The organism is Streptomyces sp. NPDC008079, from assembly GCF_042957385.1.
In the GTDB taxonomy this organism is placed as follows: domain Bacteria; phylum Actinomycetota; class Actinomycetes; order Streptomycetales; family Streptomycetaceae; genus Actinacidiphila.
The window spans coordinates 434082-449810 of sequence record NZ_JBIBIC010000001.1; the positions used below are offsets into that span (position 1 = coordinate 434082).

Annotated in this window: 15 protein-coding genes; 8 read left to right on the top strand and 7 right to left on the bottom strand. The window is 69.9% G+C overall.

What is annotated here, in order from left to right:
* The first annotated feature begins 15 nt into the window (after positions 1-15).
* The 6 genes from ACFZAM_RS01800 (at position 16) to pknB (ending at position 8256) form a co-directional block, all read left to right on the top strand.
* On the top strand, positions 16-939 hold the full coding sequence (locus ACFZAM_RS01800; protein WP_355336704.1) for a DUF3662 and FHA domain-containing protein: 924 nt from the start codon (positions 16-18) through the stop codon (positions 937-939).
* A 10-nt stretch (positions 940-949) separates the two neighbouring features.
* Complete coding sequence (locus tag ACFZAM_RS01805) at positions 950-1477, top strand: FHA domain-containing protein (protein ID WP_355336703.1); 528 nt, start codon at positions 950-952, stop codon at positions 1475-1477.
* A gap of 57 nt (positions 1478-1534) precedes the next feature.
* Positions 1535-3073: a Stp1/IreP family PP2C-type Ser/Thr phosphatase gene (locus tag ACFZAM_RS01810; protein ID WP_355336776.1), complete on the top strand. Its 1539-nt coding sequence runs from the start codon at positions 1535-1537 to the stop codon at positions 3071-3073.
* 79 nt (positions 3074-3152) lie between these two features.
* On the top strand, positions 3153-4538 hold the full coding sequence (locus ACFZAM_RS01815; RefSeq protein WP_355336702.1) for an FtsW/RodA/SpoVE family cell cycle protein: 1386 nt from the start codon (positions 3153-3155) through the stop codon (positions 4536-4538).
* On the top strand, positions 4535-6001 hold the full coding sequence (locus ACFZAM_RS01820; RefSeq protein ID WP_355336701.1) for a penicillin-binding protein 2: 1467 nt from the start codon (positions 4535-4537) through the stop codon (positions 5999-6001). Before ACFZAM_RS01815 ends, ACFZAM_RS01820 begins: the two co-directional genes overlap by 4 nt.
* 263 nt (positions 6002-6264) lie before the next feature.
* Positions 6265-8256, top strand: a complete 1992-nt coding sequence (gene pknB / locus ACFZAM_RS01825) for a Stk1 family PASTA domain-containing Ser/Thr kinase (protein WP_355336700.1) — start codon at positions 6265-6267, stop codon at positions 8254-8256.
* Positions 8257-8337: 81 nt separating this feature from the next.
* On the opposite strand, the gene ACFZAM_RS01830 is transcribed toward pknB, so the two are convergent.
* From ACFZAM_RS01830 to ACFZAM_RS01850, 5 genes are all read right to left on the bottom strand, one after another.
* A complete protein-coding gene (locus ACFZAM_RS01830) occupies positions 8338-9039 on the bottom strand; it encodes a class E sortase (RefSeq protein ID WP_391041969.1) in 702 nt (233 codons plus the stop codon).
* 36 nt (positions 9040-9075) lie between these two features.
* A complete protein-coding gene (locus ACFZAM_RS01835; protein ID WP_391041971.1) occupies positions 9076-10473 on the bottom strand; it encodes a class E sortase in 1398 nt (465 codons plus the stop codon).
* On the bottom strand, positions 10470-11147 hold the full coding sequence (locus tag ACFZAM_RS01840; protein ID WP_391041973.1) for an aminodeoxychorismate/anthranilate synthase component II: 678 nt from the start codon (positions 11145-11147) through the stop codon (positions 10470-10472). Before ACFZAM_RS01840 ends, ACFZAM_RS01835 begins: the two co-directional genes overlap by 4 nt.
* Positions 11144-11344 (bottom strand): hypothetical protein, encoded by a 201-nt coding sequence (locus tag ACFZAM_RS01845; RefSeq protein WP_355336696.1) that lies wholly within the window; start codon positions 11342-11344, stop codon positions 11144-11146. The genes ACFZAM_RS01840 and ACFZAM_RS01845 overlap by 4 nt, the downstream gene beginning before the upstream one ends.
* Before the next feature lie 120 nt (positions 11345-11464).
* Entirely contained in the window at positions 11465-12169 is a 705-nt protein-coding gene (locus ACFZAM_RS01850) for a DUF881 domain-containing protein (RefSeq protein WP_355336695.1), read from the bottom strand.
* Between the two features lie 215 nt (positions 12170-12384).
* Between ACFZAM_RS01850 and crgA the strand changes: the two genes are divergently transcribed.
* Positions 12385-12642, top strand: coding sequence for a cell division protein CrgA (gene crgA, locus ACFZAM_RS01855; RefSeq protein WP_188281586.1), 258 nt, complete (start codon positions 12385-12387; stop codon positions 12640-12642).
* Between the two features lie 295 nt (positions 12643-12937).
* On the opposite strand, the gene ACFZAM_RS01860 is transcribed toward crgA, so the two are convergent.
* Both ACFZAM_RS01860 and ACFZAM_RS01865 read right to left on the bottom strand, forming a co-directional pair.
* Positions 12938-13792, bottom strand: a complete 855-nt coding sequence (locus ACFZAM_RS01860) for a rhomboid family intramembrane serine protease (protein WP_391041976.1) — start codon at positions 13790-13792, stop codon at positions 12938-12940.
* A 171-nt stretch (positions 13793-13963) separates the two neighbouring features.
* A complete protein-coding gene (locus ACFZAM_RS01865) occupies positions 13964-14491 on the bottom strand; it encodes a peptidylprolyl isomerase (protein ID WP_355336693.1) in 528 nt (175 codons plus the stop codon).
* A gap of 256 nt (positions 14492-14747) precedes the next feature.
* On the opposite strand from ACFZAM_RS01865, the gene ACFZAM_RS01870 reads away from it, so the two are divergent.
* The gene (locus ACFZAM_RS01870) at positions 14748-15560 is read left to right on the top strand and encodes a DUF5324 family protein (RefSeq protein ID WP_355336692.1); all 813 of its coding nucleotides are present in this window, start codon (positions 14748-14750) and stop codon (positions 15558-15560) included.
* Positions 15561-15729: the final 169 nt, after the last annotated feature.

Sequence of the window (15729 nt, forward strand, 5' to 3'; positions counted from 1 at the left end):
GGAGGGAGGTGCCCCGTGGGAGTACTGAAGCGCTTTGAGCAGCGCCTGGAGGGCCTGGTGAACGGCACCTTCGCCAAAGTGTTCAAGAGCGAGGTGCAGCCCGTCGAGATCGCGGGCGCGCTCCAGCGCGAGTGCGACAACAACGCCACGATCTGGAACCGCGACCGCACCGTCGTGCCCAACGACTTCATCGTGGAGCTCAGCTCCGGCGACTTCGAGCGGCTGAGCCCGTACGCGGTGCAGCTCGGCGACGAGCTGGCCGGGATGGTCCGCGACTACGCCAAGCAGCAGCGCTACACGTTCATGGGCACCATCAAGGTGCACCTGGAGCGGGCCGACGACCTGGACACCGGGCTCTACCGGGTGCGCAGCCGCACGCTGGCCTCCAGCGAGTCGCAGCACCAGGGCGGCGCGCCCCAAGCCGCCCACCAGGCCGCCCACCAGGCCCCGGCCGCCCCCTCGTACCAGCAGAGCCCGCAGCACCAGCCGCAGGCGCCGCAGCGTCCGACGTACGCGCAGCCCGGCGGACCGCAGCGGCCCTCGGGTCCGCCGCCGATGCCCGCCGCACCGCCCCCCGGCGGCGGTGGCGCCCGTCACGGTGTGGCGCCCGTCACGCGGCTGCCCGGCACCGGCGCTCCCGCGGGGGCCCCCGGCGCGGCCACCCGCCGCTGGATCGAGATCAACGGCAACCGCCACCAGATCTCCCGCTCGACGCTCGTTCTCGGCCGTTCCACCGAGGCCGACGTGCGGGTGGACGACCCGGGCGTATCGCGCAAACACTGCGAGATCCGGGTCGGAACGCCGTCCGTGGTCCAGGACCTCGGGTCGACAAACGGCATTGTGGTGGACGGACAGCACACCACGCGCGCTACGCTCCGCGACGGCTCCCGCATTGTCGTGGGGAGCACCACCATCGTGTACAGGCAAGCCGAAGGGTGAAGCGGGGGCAATGTCAGAGCTGACCCTGACGGTCATGCGGTTGGGTTTCCTCGCCGTTCTGTGGCTGTTCGTGATCGTCGCGGTGCAGGTCATCCGCAGCGACCTCTTCGGTACCCGGGTGACCCAGCGAGCGGCGCGCCGCGGGGACGGCCAGTCGCGTCCTCCGCAGCAGCGCCAGCAGCAGGCCGCCGCCGCGCAGGCCCAGCCGCGGCAGCAGCCGCAGAACAACCGCCAGCGCCGCGGCGCCCCCACCAAACTGGTGGTCGCCGAGGGCTCGCTCGCGGGGACGACGGTCGCGTTGCAGGGCCAGACGATCACCCTCGGCCGGGCACATGACTCGACGATTGTGCTCGACGACGACTACGCGTCCAGTCGGCATGCCAGGATCTACCCGGACCGCGACGGCCAGTGGATCGTCGAGGACCTCGGATCCACGAACGGCACCTATCTGGACCGGAACCGGCTGACCACGCCGACCCCTGTCCCGCTGGGTGCGCCGATCCGCATCGGCAAGACCGTCATCGAGCTGCGGAAGTAGTCGCACTATGGGCGAGCGGAGCCACGACGCGCGAGCGAGAGGGTGGGCAGCGTGCGGATGTACCCGGAGCCGACGGGGGAGGTGCGCATGTCTTTGAGCCTGCGTTTCGCCGCCGGTTCGCACAAGGGCATGATCCGCGAGGGGAACGAGGACTCCGGCTACGCCGGTCCGCGTCTGCTCGCGATTGCCGACGGCATGGGCGGACAGGCCGCCGGCGAGGTCGCCTCGTCCGAGGTGATCTCCACCATCGTCACGCTCGACGACGACATCCCCGGCTCCGACATCCTCACCTCGCTCGGCACCGCCGTGCAGCGGGCCAATGACCAACTGCTGCACATGGTCCAGGAGGACCCGCAGCTCGAAGGCATGGGCACCACGCTGACCGCGCTGCTGTGGACGGGCCAGCGGCTCGGCCTGGTGCACGTCGGCGACTCCCGCGCGTATCTCCTCCGGGACGGCGTCCTCACCCAGATCACCCAGGACCACACCTGGGTGCAGCGGTTGGTCGACGAGGGCCGGATCACCGAGGAGGAGGCCACCACCCACCCGCAGCGCTCCCTGCTGATGCGCGCGCTGGGCAGTGGCGAACACGTCGAGCCCGACCTGTCGATCCGCGAGGTGCGGGTCGGCGACCGGTATCTGATCTGCTCCGACGGCCTGTCCGGCGTCGTCAGCCACCAGACGCTGGAGGACACCCTCGCCGGGTACCAGGCGCCGCACGAGACCGTGCAGGAGCTGATCCAGCTCGCGCTGCGCGGCGGCGGACCCGACAACATCACCTGCATCGTCGCGGACGTGCTGGACACCGACGACGGCGACACGCTGGCGGCGCAGCTCAACGACACCCCGGTGGTCGTCGGCGCGGTCGCCGAGACCCAGCTCCCGCTGAGCGACCCGCGGCACCTCCAGACCCCGGCGGGGCGCGCCTCCGAACTCGGCCGTACGCCCCCGCCGCAGCAGCAGGGCCCCGCGGGCTCCTTCGGCCCGCCCGGCAGCGGCGAACCCGGCGCGGCCGGCGCCGCGCCGCTGGGCACCTTCGGGTCGTACGACGACGACGGCCAGACCAAGCCCGCCAAGACCCGTAAGTGGCCCAAGCGCACGGCGATCACCGTCATCGTGCTCGCCGTCATCGCCGGCGGTCTGTACGGCGGTTACGCGTGGACGCAGACGCAGTACTACGTCGGCGCCAAGGGCGACCACGTCGCCGTGTACCAGGGCATCGACCAGAAGCTGGCCTGGATCAAGCTGTCGAAGGTCCACAAGGACCGCCCCGACATCGAACTCAAGTACCTACCGGCCTACCAGCAGAAGCAGGTCCAGGACACCATCGCGCTCAGCAGCCTCGGCCAGGCCGACGACAAGGCCGACGAGTTGGCGACGCAGGCCGGTGTCTGCAAGAAGGTCGCGACGGCCAAGACCCTCGCCGACCAGGCCAAGGCGGCGGCGAAGGCCGCCGAGGACAAGATGCCCGCAGCGGGCACCACCGGCACGCCGGGTGCGAAGAAGAGCAGCGCCACCCCGACGGCGGACCCCACGCCGCCGCTGACGCCCGACGAGAAGAAGCTGGCCCAGCAGTGCGGTACGAGCCAGCAGTAGCGGCTGGTCGCGCACCGGAAGCCCCGCGGGGACCGGCGAGCGCGCCGGCGGCGGGACCAGCAGGAGGAGTCGGCTCGTCATGAGCGCCAGCAACACCACCACCATCACGTCGATCGGCGCGCCCAACCGTCGCAACACCGAACTGGCGCTGCTGGTCTTCGCGGTGCTCATCCCGGTCTTCGCCTACGCCAACGTCGGGCTCGCCAAGAACGACTCGGTCCCGGCGGGGCTGCTCAGCTACGGCCTCGGCCTCGGCCTGCTCGCGGGGATCGCGCACCTGCTGGTCCGTAAATTCGCGCCGTACGCCGACCCGCTGATGCTGCCGATCGCCACGCTGCTCAACGGCCTCGGCCTGGTGCTGATCTGGCGGCTCGACCAGGAGCCGTCGCTGGGCAAGGCCATGGCGCCCAACCAGCTCATGTGGTCCACGCTCGGAGTGGCGCTCTTCGTCGGCGTGCTGGTCTTCCTCAAGGACCACCGCATCCTCCAGCGGTACACGTACATCTCGATGATGGTGGCGCTGGCCCTGCTGGTCGCGCCGATCTTCTTCCCCGGGGTGAACGGCGCGAAGATCTGGATCACGCTGCCGGGCATCGGCTCGCTCCAGCCCGGTGAGTTCGCGAAGATCGTCATCACCGTCTTCTTCGCCGGATACCTGATGGTCAAGCGGGACGCGCTGGCGCTGGCCAGCCGCCGCTTCATGGGCCTGTACCTGCCGCGTGGCCGCGACCTCGGCCCGATCCTGGTGATCTGGGGCATCAGCCTGCTGATCCTGGTCTTCGAGACCGACCTCGGCACCTCGCTGCTCTTCTTCGGCCTGTTCGTGATCATGCTGTACGTCGCCACCGAGCGGACCAGCTGGATCGTCTTCGGCCTGCTGCTCAGCGCGGGCGGCGCGGTCGTCGTCTCCTCGATCGAGCCGCACGTCAAGGAGCGCGTCCACAACTGGCTGCACCCCCTGCAACTGGCGTCCAACGGCGGTGTCACCGAGACCGCGCAGACGATGTACGCGTTCGGCTCCGGCGGCATCTTCGGCTCGGGACTCGGCCAGGGCTACTCCCGGCTGATCGGCGGCATCGCGCCGAAGAGCGACTACATCCTCGCCACCGTCGGCGAGGAGCTGGGCCTGGCGGGCCTGATGGCCGTCCTGCTGCTGTACGCCCTGCTGATCGAGCGCGGTGTGCGGACGGCCCTCGCGGCCCGCGACCCGTTCGGCAAGCTGCTGGCGATCGGCCTGTCGGGCGCCTTCGCGCTCCAGGTCTTCGTGGTCGCGGGCGGCGTCACCGGGCTCATCCCGCTGACCGGTATGACCATGCCGTTCCTGGCGCAGGGCGGCTCCTCGGTGATCGCCAACTGGGCGCTGGTCGCGATCCTGCTGCGGATCAGCGACACCGCCCGCCGTCCGGCCCCGAGCCCGGCTCCCTCCCCCGATGCCGAACCGACCCAGGTGGTGCGCACCCAGTGAACAAGCCTCTCCGACGGGTCGCGGTCTTCTGCGGTCTGCTCGTCCTCGCCCTTCTGCTGCGCGTGAACTACGTGCAGTTCGTCCAGGCCGACCAGCTCTCCAACGACGTGCACAACCGCCGGGTCGCCATCAACCAGTACGCCCAGCCGCGCGGCGACATCATCGTCGACGGCGGCAAGGCGATCACCGGTCACACCGAGACCACGGGCAGCGACTTCAAGTTCAAGCGGACCTACGTCGACGGCCCGATGTGGGCGCCGGTCACCGGCCACGCCTCGCAGGCGTTCGGCACCACCTTCCTCGAAGGCGTCGAGGACAAGTTCCTCACCGGCAACGACGACCGGCTGTTCTTCAACCGCACCATCGACCTGCTGACCGGCAAGGAGAAGCAGGGCGGCAACGTCGTCACGACGCTGAACGCCAAGGCGCAGAAGGCCGCGTTCCAGGGCCTGGGGAACAAGAAGGGCGCGGTCGTCGCGCTCGACCCCGGCACCGGCGCGATCCTGGCCATGGCGAGCACCCCGTCGTACGACCCGTCGACCATCGCGGGCAACTCCAAGACCGACGAGAAGAACTGGGTCGCGCTCGACAAGAAGAACGACCCCGACGACCCGACGCAGAACCGCGCGCTGCGCCAGACGTACCCGCCGGGTTCGACGTTCAAGCTGGTGACGGCCGCCGCGGCGCTGGAGAACGGCGCGGTGACCGACATCAACGCGAAGACCGACACCCCGCTGCCCTACATCCTTCCCGGCACCACGACCCCGCTGAAGAACGAGGGCAACATCCCCTGCAAGGAAGCGTCGCTGATCGACGCCCTGCGGGTTTCGTGCAACACCGTCTTCGGCCACCTGGGCGCGGACAAGGTGGGTCTCCAGGCGATGGTCGACGAGGCGGAGAAGTTCGGCTTCAACAAGGAGCAGTTCGTCCCGGTCCGCGCGAACGCCAGCAACTTCGACACCAAGATGACCAAGGACCAGGTCGCGCTCTCCTCCATCGGCCAGTTCGACACCGCGGCCACTCCGCTCCAGATGGCGATGGTCGCCTCGGCCATCGCCAACAACGGCAAGCTGATGAAGCCGTACATGGTCGACAAGCTGGTGGCGCCGAATCTGAGCACCATCTCGCAGACCAACCCGAGCGAGATGTCGCAGCCGCTGTCGCCGGAGAACGCGCAGAAGCTCCAGACGATGATGGAGACGGTGGTCAACTCCGGCACCGGCACCAACGCCAAGATCTCCGGCGTCAAGGTCGGCGGCAAGACCGGCACCGCGCAGAACGGCATCAACAACGAGGGCACGCCGTACGCCTGGTTCGTCTCGTACGCGATGACCGACCAGGGGTCGCCGGTCGCCGTCGCGGTCGTCGTCGAGGACGGTGCGGCCAACCACGACGACGTCAGCGGTGGCGGTCTGGCCGCGCCGATCGCCAAGAAGGTCATGGAGGCCGTCCTCAACAAGTGAGGGCCGGCCGCCCGGCAGGCCCGGTCCCCCGCACGCTCCCGGGCCCGGCGTCGAACCCGGTGTCAGGCCCGGTCCCGGCGCCGGAAACGGTCCGGAGACCGCCCCCGGGACCGGCGCACGTACCGGACAGGTACCGGTCGGGTATCGGCGGGCGGGCAGGGCGCGAAGGGACCAGAAACGCCCGGTAGCGTATGCCCGAGCATCCGCAGGGCACGGCATTACCGGTTTTGGGTCAAGAACGGGTTTGAGGAGAGGGCAGAGCTATGGAAGAGCCGCGTCGCCTCGGCGGCCGGTACGAGCTGGGCTCAGTGCTCGGCCGTGGTGGCATGGCCGAGGTGTACCTCGCCCATGACACCCGGCTCGGCCGCACTGTCGCCGTGAAGACGCTGCGGGTGGACCTCGCCCGCGACCCGTCGTTCCAGGCCCGGTTCCGCCGAGAGGCCCAGTCGGCCGCCTCGCTCAACCACCCGTCGATCGTCGCCGTGTACGACACCGGCGAGGACTACGTCGACGGGGTCTCGATCCCGTACATCGTCATGGAGTACGTGGACGGCTCCACCCTGCGTGAGCTGCTGCACTCCGGACGCAAGCTGCTGCCCGAGCGCGCCATGGAGATGACGGTCGGCATCCTCCAGGCCCTGGAGTACAGCCACCGGGCCGGCATCGTGCACCGCGACATCAAGCCCGCCAACGTCATGCTCACCAGGACCGGCCAGGTCAAGGTCATGGACTTCGGCATCGCCCGCGCCATGGGCGACTCCGGTATGACCATGACGCAGACCGCGGCCGTGATCGGCACCGCGCAGTACCTCTCCCCCGAGCAGGCCAAGGGCGAGCAGGTCGACGCCCGCTCCGACCTGTACTCGACCGGCTGCCTGCTCTACGAACTGCTGACCGTGCGGCCGCCCTTCGTCGGCGACTCCCCGGTCGCGGTGGCCTACCAGCACGTGCGCGAGGAGCCGCAGCCGCCGTCGGTGTACGACCCCGAGGTCACGCCCGCGATGGACGCGATCGTCCTCAAGGCGCTGACCAAGGACCCGAACTACCGCTACCAGTCGGCCGACGAGATGCGGGCCGACATCGAGGCGGCCCTCGACGGGCAGCCGGTGGCCGCCACGGCGGCGATGGGCTCGGTCGGCTACGGGTACGGCTACCCGGACAGCCAGGCCACCACGGCGATGCCGTCGCAGAACGACCAGCACACGTCCATGCTGCCGCCGCTGCGCGAGGAGGACGGCGGTTACGGCTACGACGACCGCCCGGACCGCCGCCGGCAGAAGAAGGGCGGCAACAACACCTCCACGGTGCTGCTGGTCGTCGCGGGCATCCTGGTCCTGGTCGGCGCGATCTTCCTGGGCAAGGCGCTGTTCAGCGGCAGCGGCGCCGCGGACAACGGCACCGTGCCAAATCTGGTCGGCGCGTCCCTCACCGACGCGCAGGCCAAGGCCACCAACGTCGATCTGAAGATCGTCCAGGGTCCGGCCGAGTTCTGCGACAGCATCGACAAGAACCTCGTCTGCAAGCAGACCCCGGCAGCCGACGCCGCGATCCCGGACGACAAGACGGTCACGGTCGTCCTGTCCAAGGGCCAGGCGCCGATCGAGGTCCCGGACGTCAAGAACGACAAGTACGACTCGGCGGCGAGCCAGCTCACCGCCAAGGGCTTCGAGGTCGACCGCAAGAACAAGACGACCACCACGGAAGACCCGGACACCGTCCTCGACCAGACCCCGAAGGCCGGTACGAAGCAGCCCAAGGGCACAAAGATCACGCTGACCGTCGCGGTGGCCCCCGAGAAGAAGGCGCCCACCGACGTCAAGGGCGTCCCGTACGACAACGCGGTCGCCCAGCTCAAGGCGCAGGGCTTCACCAACATCACCCGCGCGCCGCAGGACGTCCCCTCGGACACGACCGCCAAGGGCAGCGTCACCGCCCAGACCCCGGACCCGGGCGCGGGCCCGATCGCCCTGGACACCTCGATCGTCCTGACGGTCTCGTCCGGCCCGCCGCAGACGCAGGACCCGCAGAAGCAGATGCCCGGGGATCTGGGTGGCAAGACCGTGGGTCAGGCAAAGGCCGAACTCGACGGGCTCGGCCTGAACCTCCAGGTCTCCGCGGTCGGTCCCGGCGGCAACCCGGTCGGCGACAACGCCATGGTCATCTCGGTCGACCCCGGAGCGGGCGCGCAGCTCTCCGAGGGCCAGCCGGTCAAGCTGATCGCCGTCGGCGGCAACGGCAACGGCGGGGGCGGCTGACCCCCGGCAGTACGTGAAGGGGGGCGGCCCGCACACCTGGTGTGCGGGCCGCCCCCCTTTCACGTGGGTCGCCGTACGCGCCTACCGCAGCTCGGCCGGCGGGGTGCGGGCCGCGTCGACCTTCTCGGTGCGGACGAGTTCGCCCCAGACGATGTAGCGGTAGCGGGAGGTGTAGACGGGGGTGCAGGTCGTGAGGGTGATGTAGCGGCCCGGCGTGGTCTTGCCGGACTCCTTGGGGACCTGGTCGGTGACGGCGACGTTGTACTTCGAGGTCTGGTCGAGGATCTTGTAGACCTTGTAGACGTACCAGGTGTCCTTCGACTCGAAGACGACCGGGTCGCCGTCGTGGATCTTGTCGATGTTGTGGAACTTGGCGCCGTGGCCGTCGCGGTGGGCGGCGAGGGTGAAGTTGCCGGTCTTGGCGGTCGGCAGCGCGGCGGGGACGGGGTCGGTGTAGTAACCGGCGACGCCCTCGTTGAGGACCTTGGTCGAGGTGCCCTTCTTGACCAGCACCTCGTAGTCCTTGCCCATGGCGGGGACGTGCAGGAAGCCGATGCCGTCCTTGGTGTCGAGGCTCCCCGGTCCCGCGTCGGGCGTCCGGGCCCAGTCCTGCCGGACCTTGTCCGCCGCCTTGTGCTCATGGCGGTCGGCGAGGACGTTCGTCCACCACAGCGAGTAGGCGACGAACAGCGCGAGCACCAGGCCCGCGGTGATGAGGAGTTCGCCGATGACGCTGATGGTGGCCGCGATGGGCCCCCGGCCGCCGCGTTTGGTCGTGGTCACGCCGTTCCGTTCCTCAAGTTCCGCTTGGAGCATGGATCACTCCACCAGCGCGTCGGGCTTGCCCTTGCTGCGCGGCCGTTCCTCGGTCAGCTTTCCCCAGACGATCAACCGGTTGGTGCTGGTGAATTCGGGGGTGCAGGTGGTCAGCGTCAGATAGCGACCGGGCCCGGTGAAGCCGGAGCCGGTCGGCACCGGCTTGATCACGCTGATGTTGGACGGCGGGGTGGACGCCAGCGAACTGGTGATCTCGTACGTGTAGTAGGTGTCCGCCGTCTCGACCACGACCTTGTCGCCGGGCACCAGGTGGTTGATGTAGCGGAACGGTTCACCGTGGGTGTTGCGGTGGGCGGCGACCGCGAAGTTGCCGGACTTGTCCCACGGCATCGCGGTGTTCAACACGCCGTCGTAGTGGCCGATCATGCCCTTGTCCAGCACATTGTGCTTCGAGACGCCCTGCGCGATGGGCGCCTTGACGTCCAGCTTGGGGATGTACATGATCGCGAAGCCCTGGCCGGGCGAGAAGGTGCCGGGGACCCGGTTCGGGTCGTCCTTCGTGGCGTCCCACTGGTGCTGGAGGTTGTTCGCGGCGCCGCTGGCCTGCTGGTGCGCGCGGACGTTGGTCCACCACAGCTGGTACGTGACGAACAGCAGCATCAGCACGCCGGTGGTGATGAACAGCTCACCGACGATACGGCTGACGACGACCGCCGGGCTCTCCTTGGCGGCCTTCGCGGCCCTGCGGGCCTCGACCCGGCTGAGCGGGACGGCTCCGGCGGGGGCCGCACCGGCCGCGCCACCGGGCGTACGGCCCCTGGCGCGGTGGCCGCCGTGTCCGGCGCCGCCGCGCTGCTGTGCCTGCGCCGCCTTCCGCCGCGCGGCCCGCCCGCCCTCGCCGTCGGGGCCGAGCACGGGACCCGGCGCCGGACCGGGCCCGGGACCCGCGGGCTCGGGGGCCGGTTCCGGGGCCGACTCCGTGGTGGGGAAGACGGATTCGAGTACGTCGTCCGCGGGCGGTTCGACGGCCGGCTGCTCGACCGGGCGTACGACGGGCTGCACGACCGTCGCCGTGCCGAGGTCCAGCTCCTCGTCCGCGGTGACGGGCCGGACCGGGGGCGGCGCAGGAGGCGGCGGGGCCGCCTGCGGCGGCTCCTCGGGGACGAACCAGGGCGCGGCCGGTTCGTCGAACACCGGCTCTTCGTAGGCCGGTTCGGGGAAGACCGGCTTCTCGTACGCCGGTTCCGGGAAGGCCGGCTCGTCGAACACCGGCTTCTCGTACGCCGGTTCGTCGTAGGACGGCTCGGGAACCGCGGGGGGTCTTCCGGGGAGAGGGTCGTTCAGGGGGTCGTCGAGCTGCTCGACAACGGCTTTGAACTGCCCGGTGTCCTCATAGGACATCGGGCCGTCCGAGGGGCGCTCCGGGCGGAGCGTGGTCACGCCCCGGCCCTCCCCGCAGGACTCCCCGAACCTCCGGCGCCCCCCGCCGTACCGACCACGGGCGCCAGCCCCTCGGAGCGGCCGACGGCCCCCGGATCACCGCACTCGGCGAGCCAGTTGGCCAGCATCAGATGGCCCCACTCGGTGAGCACCGACTCCGGGTGGAACTGCACGCCCTCGACGGCCGCGTCCCGGTGCCGCAGCCCCATGATCACGCCGGACTCGGTCCACGCGGTGACCCGGAACTCCTCGGGCACGGTGTCGCGTTCGACGGCGAGCGAGTGGTAGCGGGTCGCGGTGAAGGGCGACGGCAGCCCGGCGAAGACGCCGGTCCCGTCGTGCGTCACCAGCGACGTCTTGCCGTGCAGCAGCTCCGGCGCGCGGTCCACGACCCCGCCGTACGCGACGGCCATCGACTGGAGGCCGAGGCACACGCCGAAGACCGGCACCCCGGTGTCCGCGCAGTGCCGCACCATGTCGACGCAGACGCCCGCCTCTTCCGGCGTGCCGGGGCCGGGCGAGAGCAGTACGCCGTCGAAACCGTCCTGCGCGTGCGCGGGCTTGACCTCGTCGTTGCGCCGCACCTCGCACTCGGCGCCGAGTTGGTAGAGGTACTGGACCAGGTTGAAGACGAAGGAGTCGTAGTTGTCCACCACGAGAATGCGTGCGCTCATCGGACAGCGGCCGTCCCCGTCTCGCGTACGACGGCCATCCCGTTGTCGACGGTGACCTCGTTGAACGGCAGCAGCGGCTCCGCCCACGGAAAGATGTACTGGAAGAGGAGGTAGACGACGGCCAGGGCGAGCACGAGCGAGATCAGAGCCCTCACCCACGCGTTACCCGGCAGATGCCGCCAGATCCAGCCGTACATGCGCTGCCTTCCTTCCTCTTCCCCGGAACAGAGTAAAGGGAGATCGGCGTGATAGGGGGCCCGGCTGGACAAAGGCTTCGGCATGCGTTCGCCAATGCTTCGGCCGGGGACGCCCGCCGCTCACGACGCCGGCTCCGCGTAGTGCAGGTCGGTCGAGCCCGAGTAACCGGGCAGTGTCGTCCGCTTCTGCGCGCCGACCTTCCAGCCGAGGCCGTACGCGTTCACGTACTGGAGGTAGTTCTGGATGGCCGGGCTGTCGTTGAGCGCCTTGCGCAGTTTGGCCTGGTCGCCGACGGCGGTGATGCGGTACGGCGGGGAGTAGACGCGGCCCTGGAGGATCAGGGTGTTGCCGACGCAGCGCACCGCGCTGGTGGAGATCAGCCGCTGGTCCATGACGCGGATGCCCTGGGCGCCGCCCTGCCACAGCGCGTTGACCACGGCCTGGAGGTCCTGCTGGTGGATGACCAAGTCGTTGGGCTGCGGGTCGGGGACGCCGGGGACCAGCGCGGTCGCGTTCGGCGGGGCGTCGTTGAGCGTCACGTCGATCGCGGGGCCGGTCAGCTTGCCGGTGCCCGCCGCCTTGTCGAGGGCGTCGAGCCTGGCCCGCTCGGCGGGGCTGACGCCGTCGCCCTGCCGGGTCAGCCGGTCCACGTCCTTGCGCACCCCGGAGAGCTGGTCCTCCAGCTGCTGATTACGGGTGTTCTTGGTACGTACGGTGTCGGACAGCTTCGGCAGCGGGTCGTCGCTGCGGATGTCGACGCCCTTGGCGGTGTTGAAGCTGGTCCAGAAGATCAGTCCGGCGAGCGCGAAGACTCCCGCACTCATGGTCCGCAGCGCTACGGTGCGGTGGGCAGGACGGGAGGAGGGGGTGGGGGATACCCCGTCTGAATCCGTCACCGTACCCTGTCTCCTTATAACCCGAGGAAGCACTACGCTAACGGACGCCCGGAAGCGGTAGTGACCCTTACCAGGCCCAGAACCCGCCCGGCTTACCCCGCACACCCGCGCGGTTACGCAGCGCATCGACAGGAGCGTCCCTCGTGCCGAAGTCACGGATCCGCAAGAAGGCCGATTTCACGCCGCCACCGGCGAAGACGGCCACCGCCATAAAGTTCAACACCAACCGCAACTGGGTCGCGCCGCTCATGCTGGCGTTCTTCATCGTCGGTCTGGCGTGGATCGTGCTGTTCTACGTGACGCAGGGCAGTCTGCCCGTCGAAGCGTTCGGCAACTGGAACATCGTGGTCGGTTTCGGCTTCATCGCGGGTGGGTTCGTCGTGTCCACCCAGTGGAAGTAGCCGTCCCCAGCGGGGTGCCGGGGGCCGCGTCGGCGTGCTGCCGGACGTTTGTCCACACGGTTATCCACAGTGGGGAAAAGGTCGGAAGATCTGTGGATAACCTCTACGAGGTTGACGCCGGTACGACCGGTGGCCAGGACGTCGGCCACCGGTCTTTCGCTGATCTTGGGCTTGCGCGGGCGTGAAACACGGTCTTCCGGCGACTTGTGCACAACTTGCGAAGACCCGCCTACACGCTGTGGATAACGTGTGATCAACGCCAATGGACACGGGTCCACGGCCGCGAATCCGTCCCTCAGGACGTGACCTGCGCCACAGCGATCACGCTGAGCGCGATCGAGACCATCAGGACCGCCGCCGTGGTCCCCCACTGCACCAGATCGCGGCGCTCGCGCGGCGCGTAGGCCATCCCTATGGCGATCGCGGTGCCCGCCACCAGTCCGCCGATGTGGCCCTGCCAGCTCACGTCGGCCCAGGTGAAGGTGAACACGATGTTGAGCGCCAGCAGGATCAGCACCGGCCGCATGTCGTAGCGCATCCGCCGCATGAAGACGGCCGTCGCGCCGAACAGGCCGTAGACCGCGCCCGAGGCGCCCAGGGTGAGCGAGGACGGGGCGAGCAGCAGCACCAGCGCGCTGCCGCCGAGCGCGGAGACCAGGTAGAGCGCGAGATAGCGGGCCCGGCCGAGCATCCGCTCCAGCGGGGCGCCGATCCACCACAGCGACAGCATGTTGAAGCCGATGTGCAGGACCGCCTGGTGCAGGAACGCCGAGGTGATGAGGCGGTACCACTGGTCGGGGCCCTGGGCGACGCCGATGCAGCCGTGCTGTCCGAACGGGTCGTTGCCGCAGACCGCGTACAGCCCGAGGTCGTAGACCAGCCGGTCGCCGACCGCCTGGACCAGCAGGAACACCGCGATGTTCAGGCCGATGAGGATCTTGGTGATCAGGAACGGGTCGGCCGCGACCGTGCCGCCGGCGACCGTACGCGGCGCCGCCGTGTGCCGGCTGGACTCGTTGACGCAGTCCGGGCACTGGAAGCCGACCGACGCGTTGACCATGCACTCGGGGCAGATCGGCCGGTCGCACCGGGTGCAGCGAATACCGGTCTCCCGGTCCGGGTGCCGGTAGCAGCAGACCGCCTGGTCCATGAGCCTTCTCCCTGAATGAAGCGCCTCGCGATGCGGCGCGGAGGCGCTGAGACGCCCCGCCCACTCCTACGTGCGGGCGGGGCGCGATGTTCCCGAAGACGTTCCCCTGAGACGTTCCCCGAAGGTGCTTCCGAAGGGTACGGGATACGGGCCGCGGGGCGGCGGGCCGCGTCAGCGCTTCTCGATCACGACCGTCTCGATGATGACGTCGTCCAGCGGTCGGTCGGTGCGCGGGTTGGTCGGCGCGCCGATGATCGACCCGACGACCTTCTTGCTGGCCTCGTCCGCGACCTCGCCGAAGATGGTGTGCTTACGGGTCAGCCAGGTGGTCGGCGCGACCGTGATGAAGAACTGCGAGCCGTTGGTGGCCGGGCCCGAGTTGGCCATCGCCAGCAGATAGGGCTTGTCGAAGGCCAGGTCGGGGTGGAATTCGTCGGCGAACTCGTAGCCGGGACCACCGGTGCCGTTCCCCAGCGGATCGCCGCCCTGCATCATGAAGCCGGAAATGACGCGGTGGAAGACGGTGCCGTCGTAGAGCTTGGCCGTGGAAGGCCGGCCGGTACGGGGGTCGGTCCACTCGCGGGTGCCCTCGGCGAGCCCGACGAAGTTGTCCACCGTCTTGGGCGCGTGGTTCGGCAGCAGCCGGATCACGATGTCGCCGTGGTTGGTCCTCAGGGTGGCGTAGAGCTGCTCGGCCACGGTCTACCTTCCATAGTCTTCGCTGACAGGGACAAATCCTTTCACGGACGCGGTGGCGCGCGCGGGGTTCCCCGAGGGTCCGTGGCAAGGGAGCCGGCGGCGCGTCCCGAAGGCCCTCCCGGACACCGGGACGGACCGCTCGGAACGGGTACCTGACCCGTATGCGCGTCCACACATGCCGGACCCGCCATCGACAGGCATGATTTCAAACTGGGTGGAAAGGCGAAAACCGTACGCCACCGAGGAGGAGGATCCCGTGACCCGCATCGACAGCGTGCGCCACGCAGCCGACGTGACCAAGGACAGCGTGCGGCATGCCGCGGAGGTGGCGGCGCCGTACGCGAGCACGGCTAAGGACAACGCCGCGTACTACGCGCAGCAGGCCGGCGCACTGGCCAGGCAGCAGTACGACGCCCATCTCGCCGACCGGGTCGACCAGGCCCGCGAACAGGCGAAGTCGGCCGTGCCGCCGAAGGCCGCCGACGCGCTCGGCACCGCCGCCAAGCGGACCCGCCGCGGCGCGCGGGCCGCCGCCGACTACACCGCGCCGAAGGTGCGGGCGGCGGCCGACTACACCGCGCCCAAGGTGGAGTCCGCCGTGACCGCGACCCGCTCGGTCGCCGGTCCGGCCAAGGACGAGGCGGTGCTGCGCGGTGCCGCCGCGCTGCACGCCCTGCGCGGTCAGGTGACCGCGGCCGAGATCGACGGGCTGGTCCGCAGGCGGGTGCGCCGCGAGCGCACCGGCCGGGTCTTCCGCGGGCTCGTCGTCGCCGGTCTCGTCGGCGGTGCGGCCTTCGCCGCCTGGAAGTGGTGGTCGAAGCAGACCAACCCGGACTGGCTGGTGGAGCCGCCCGAGGCGACCGACGTCGCCGACCGCGGTCCCGTGAACAGCAGCGGCACCCTCACCGTCGTCGAGCCGGTCGGCCACCCCAACGGGTCCTCGCCGAACGGCACGATCGACCAGGTCGACGGCTCCCTCGAGGCCGATGGCCTCGACCCCGAGGTCGAGGCCAAGCAGGCCGACGCCGACCGCCCCGACGACGAGGGCCGGGGTGGCACCTACCCCTAACCGCCGACGAGGGACGAATCGCGCGATCAGCCGTGACGTGTGTGGCACGTCACGGCTGATCGCGCCGTGGCGCGGGTGAGAACCGTCCCCAGCGGGGCGGTTGCCGTCGTTTTCGGGCTGAAAGCCCGGTGGGGGCTGAGCGCGCAGTTCCCCGCGCCCCTTCTGGGCT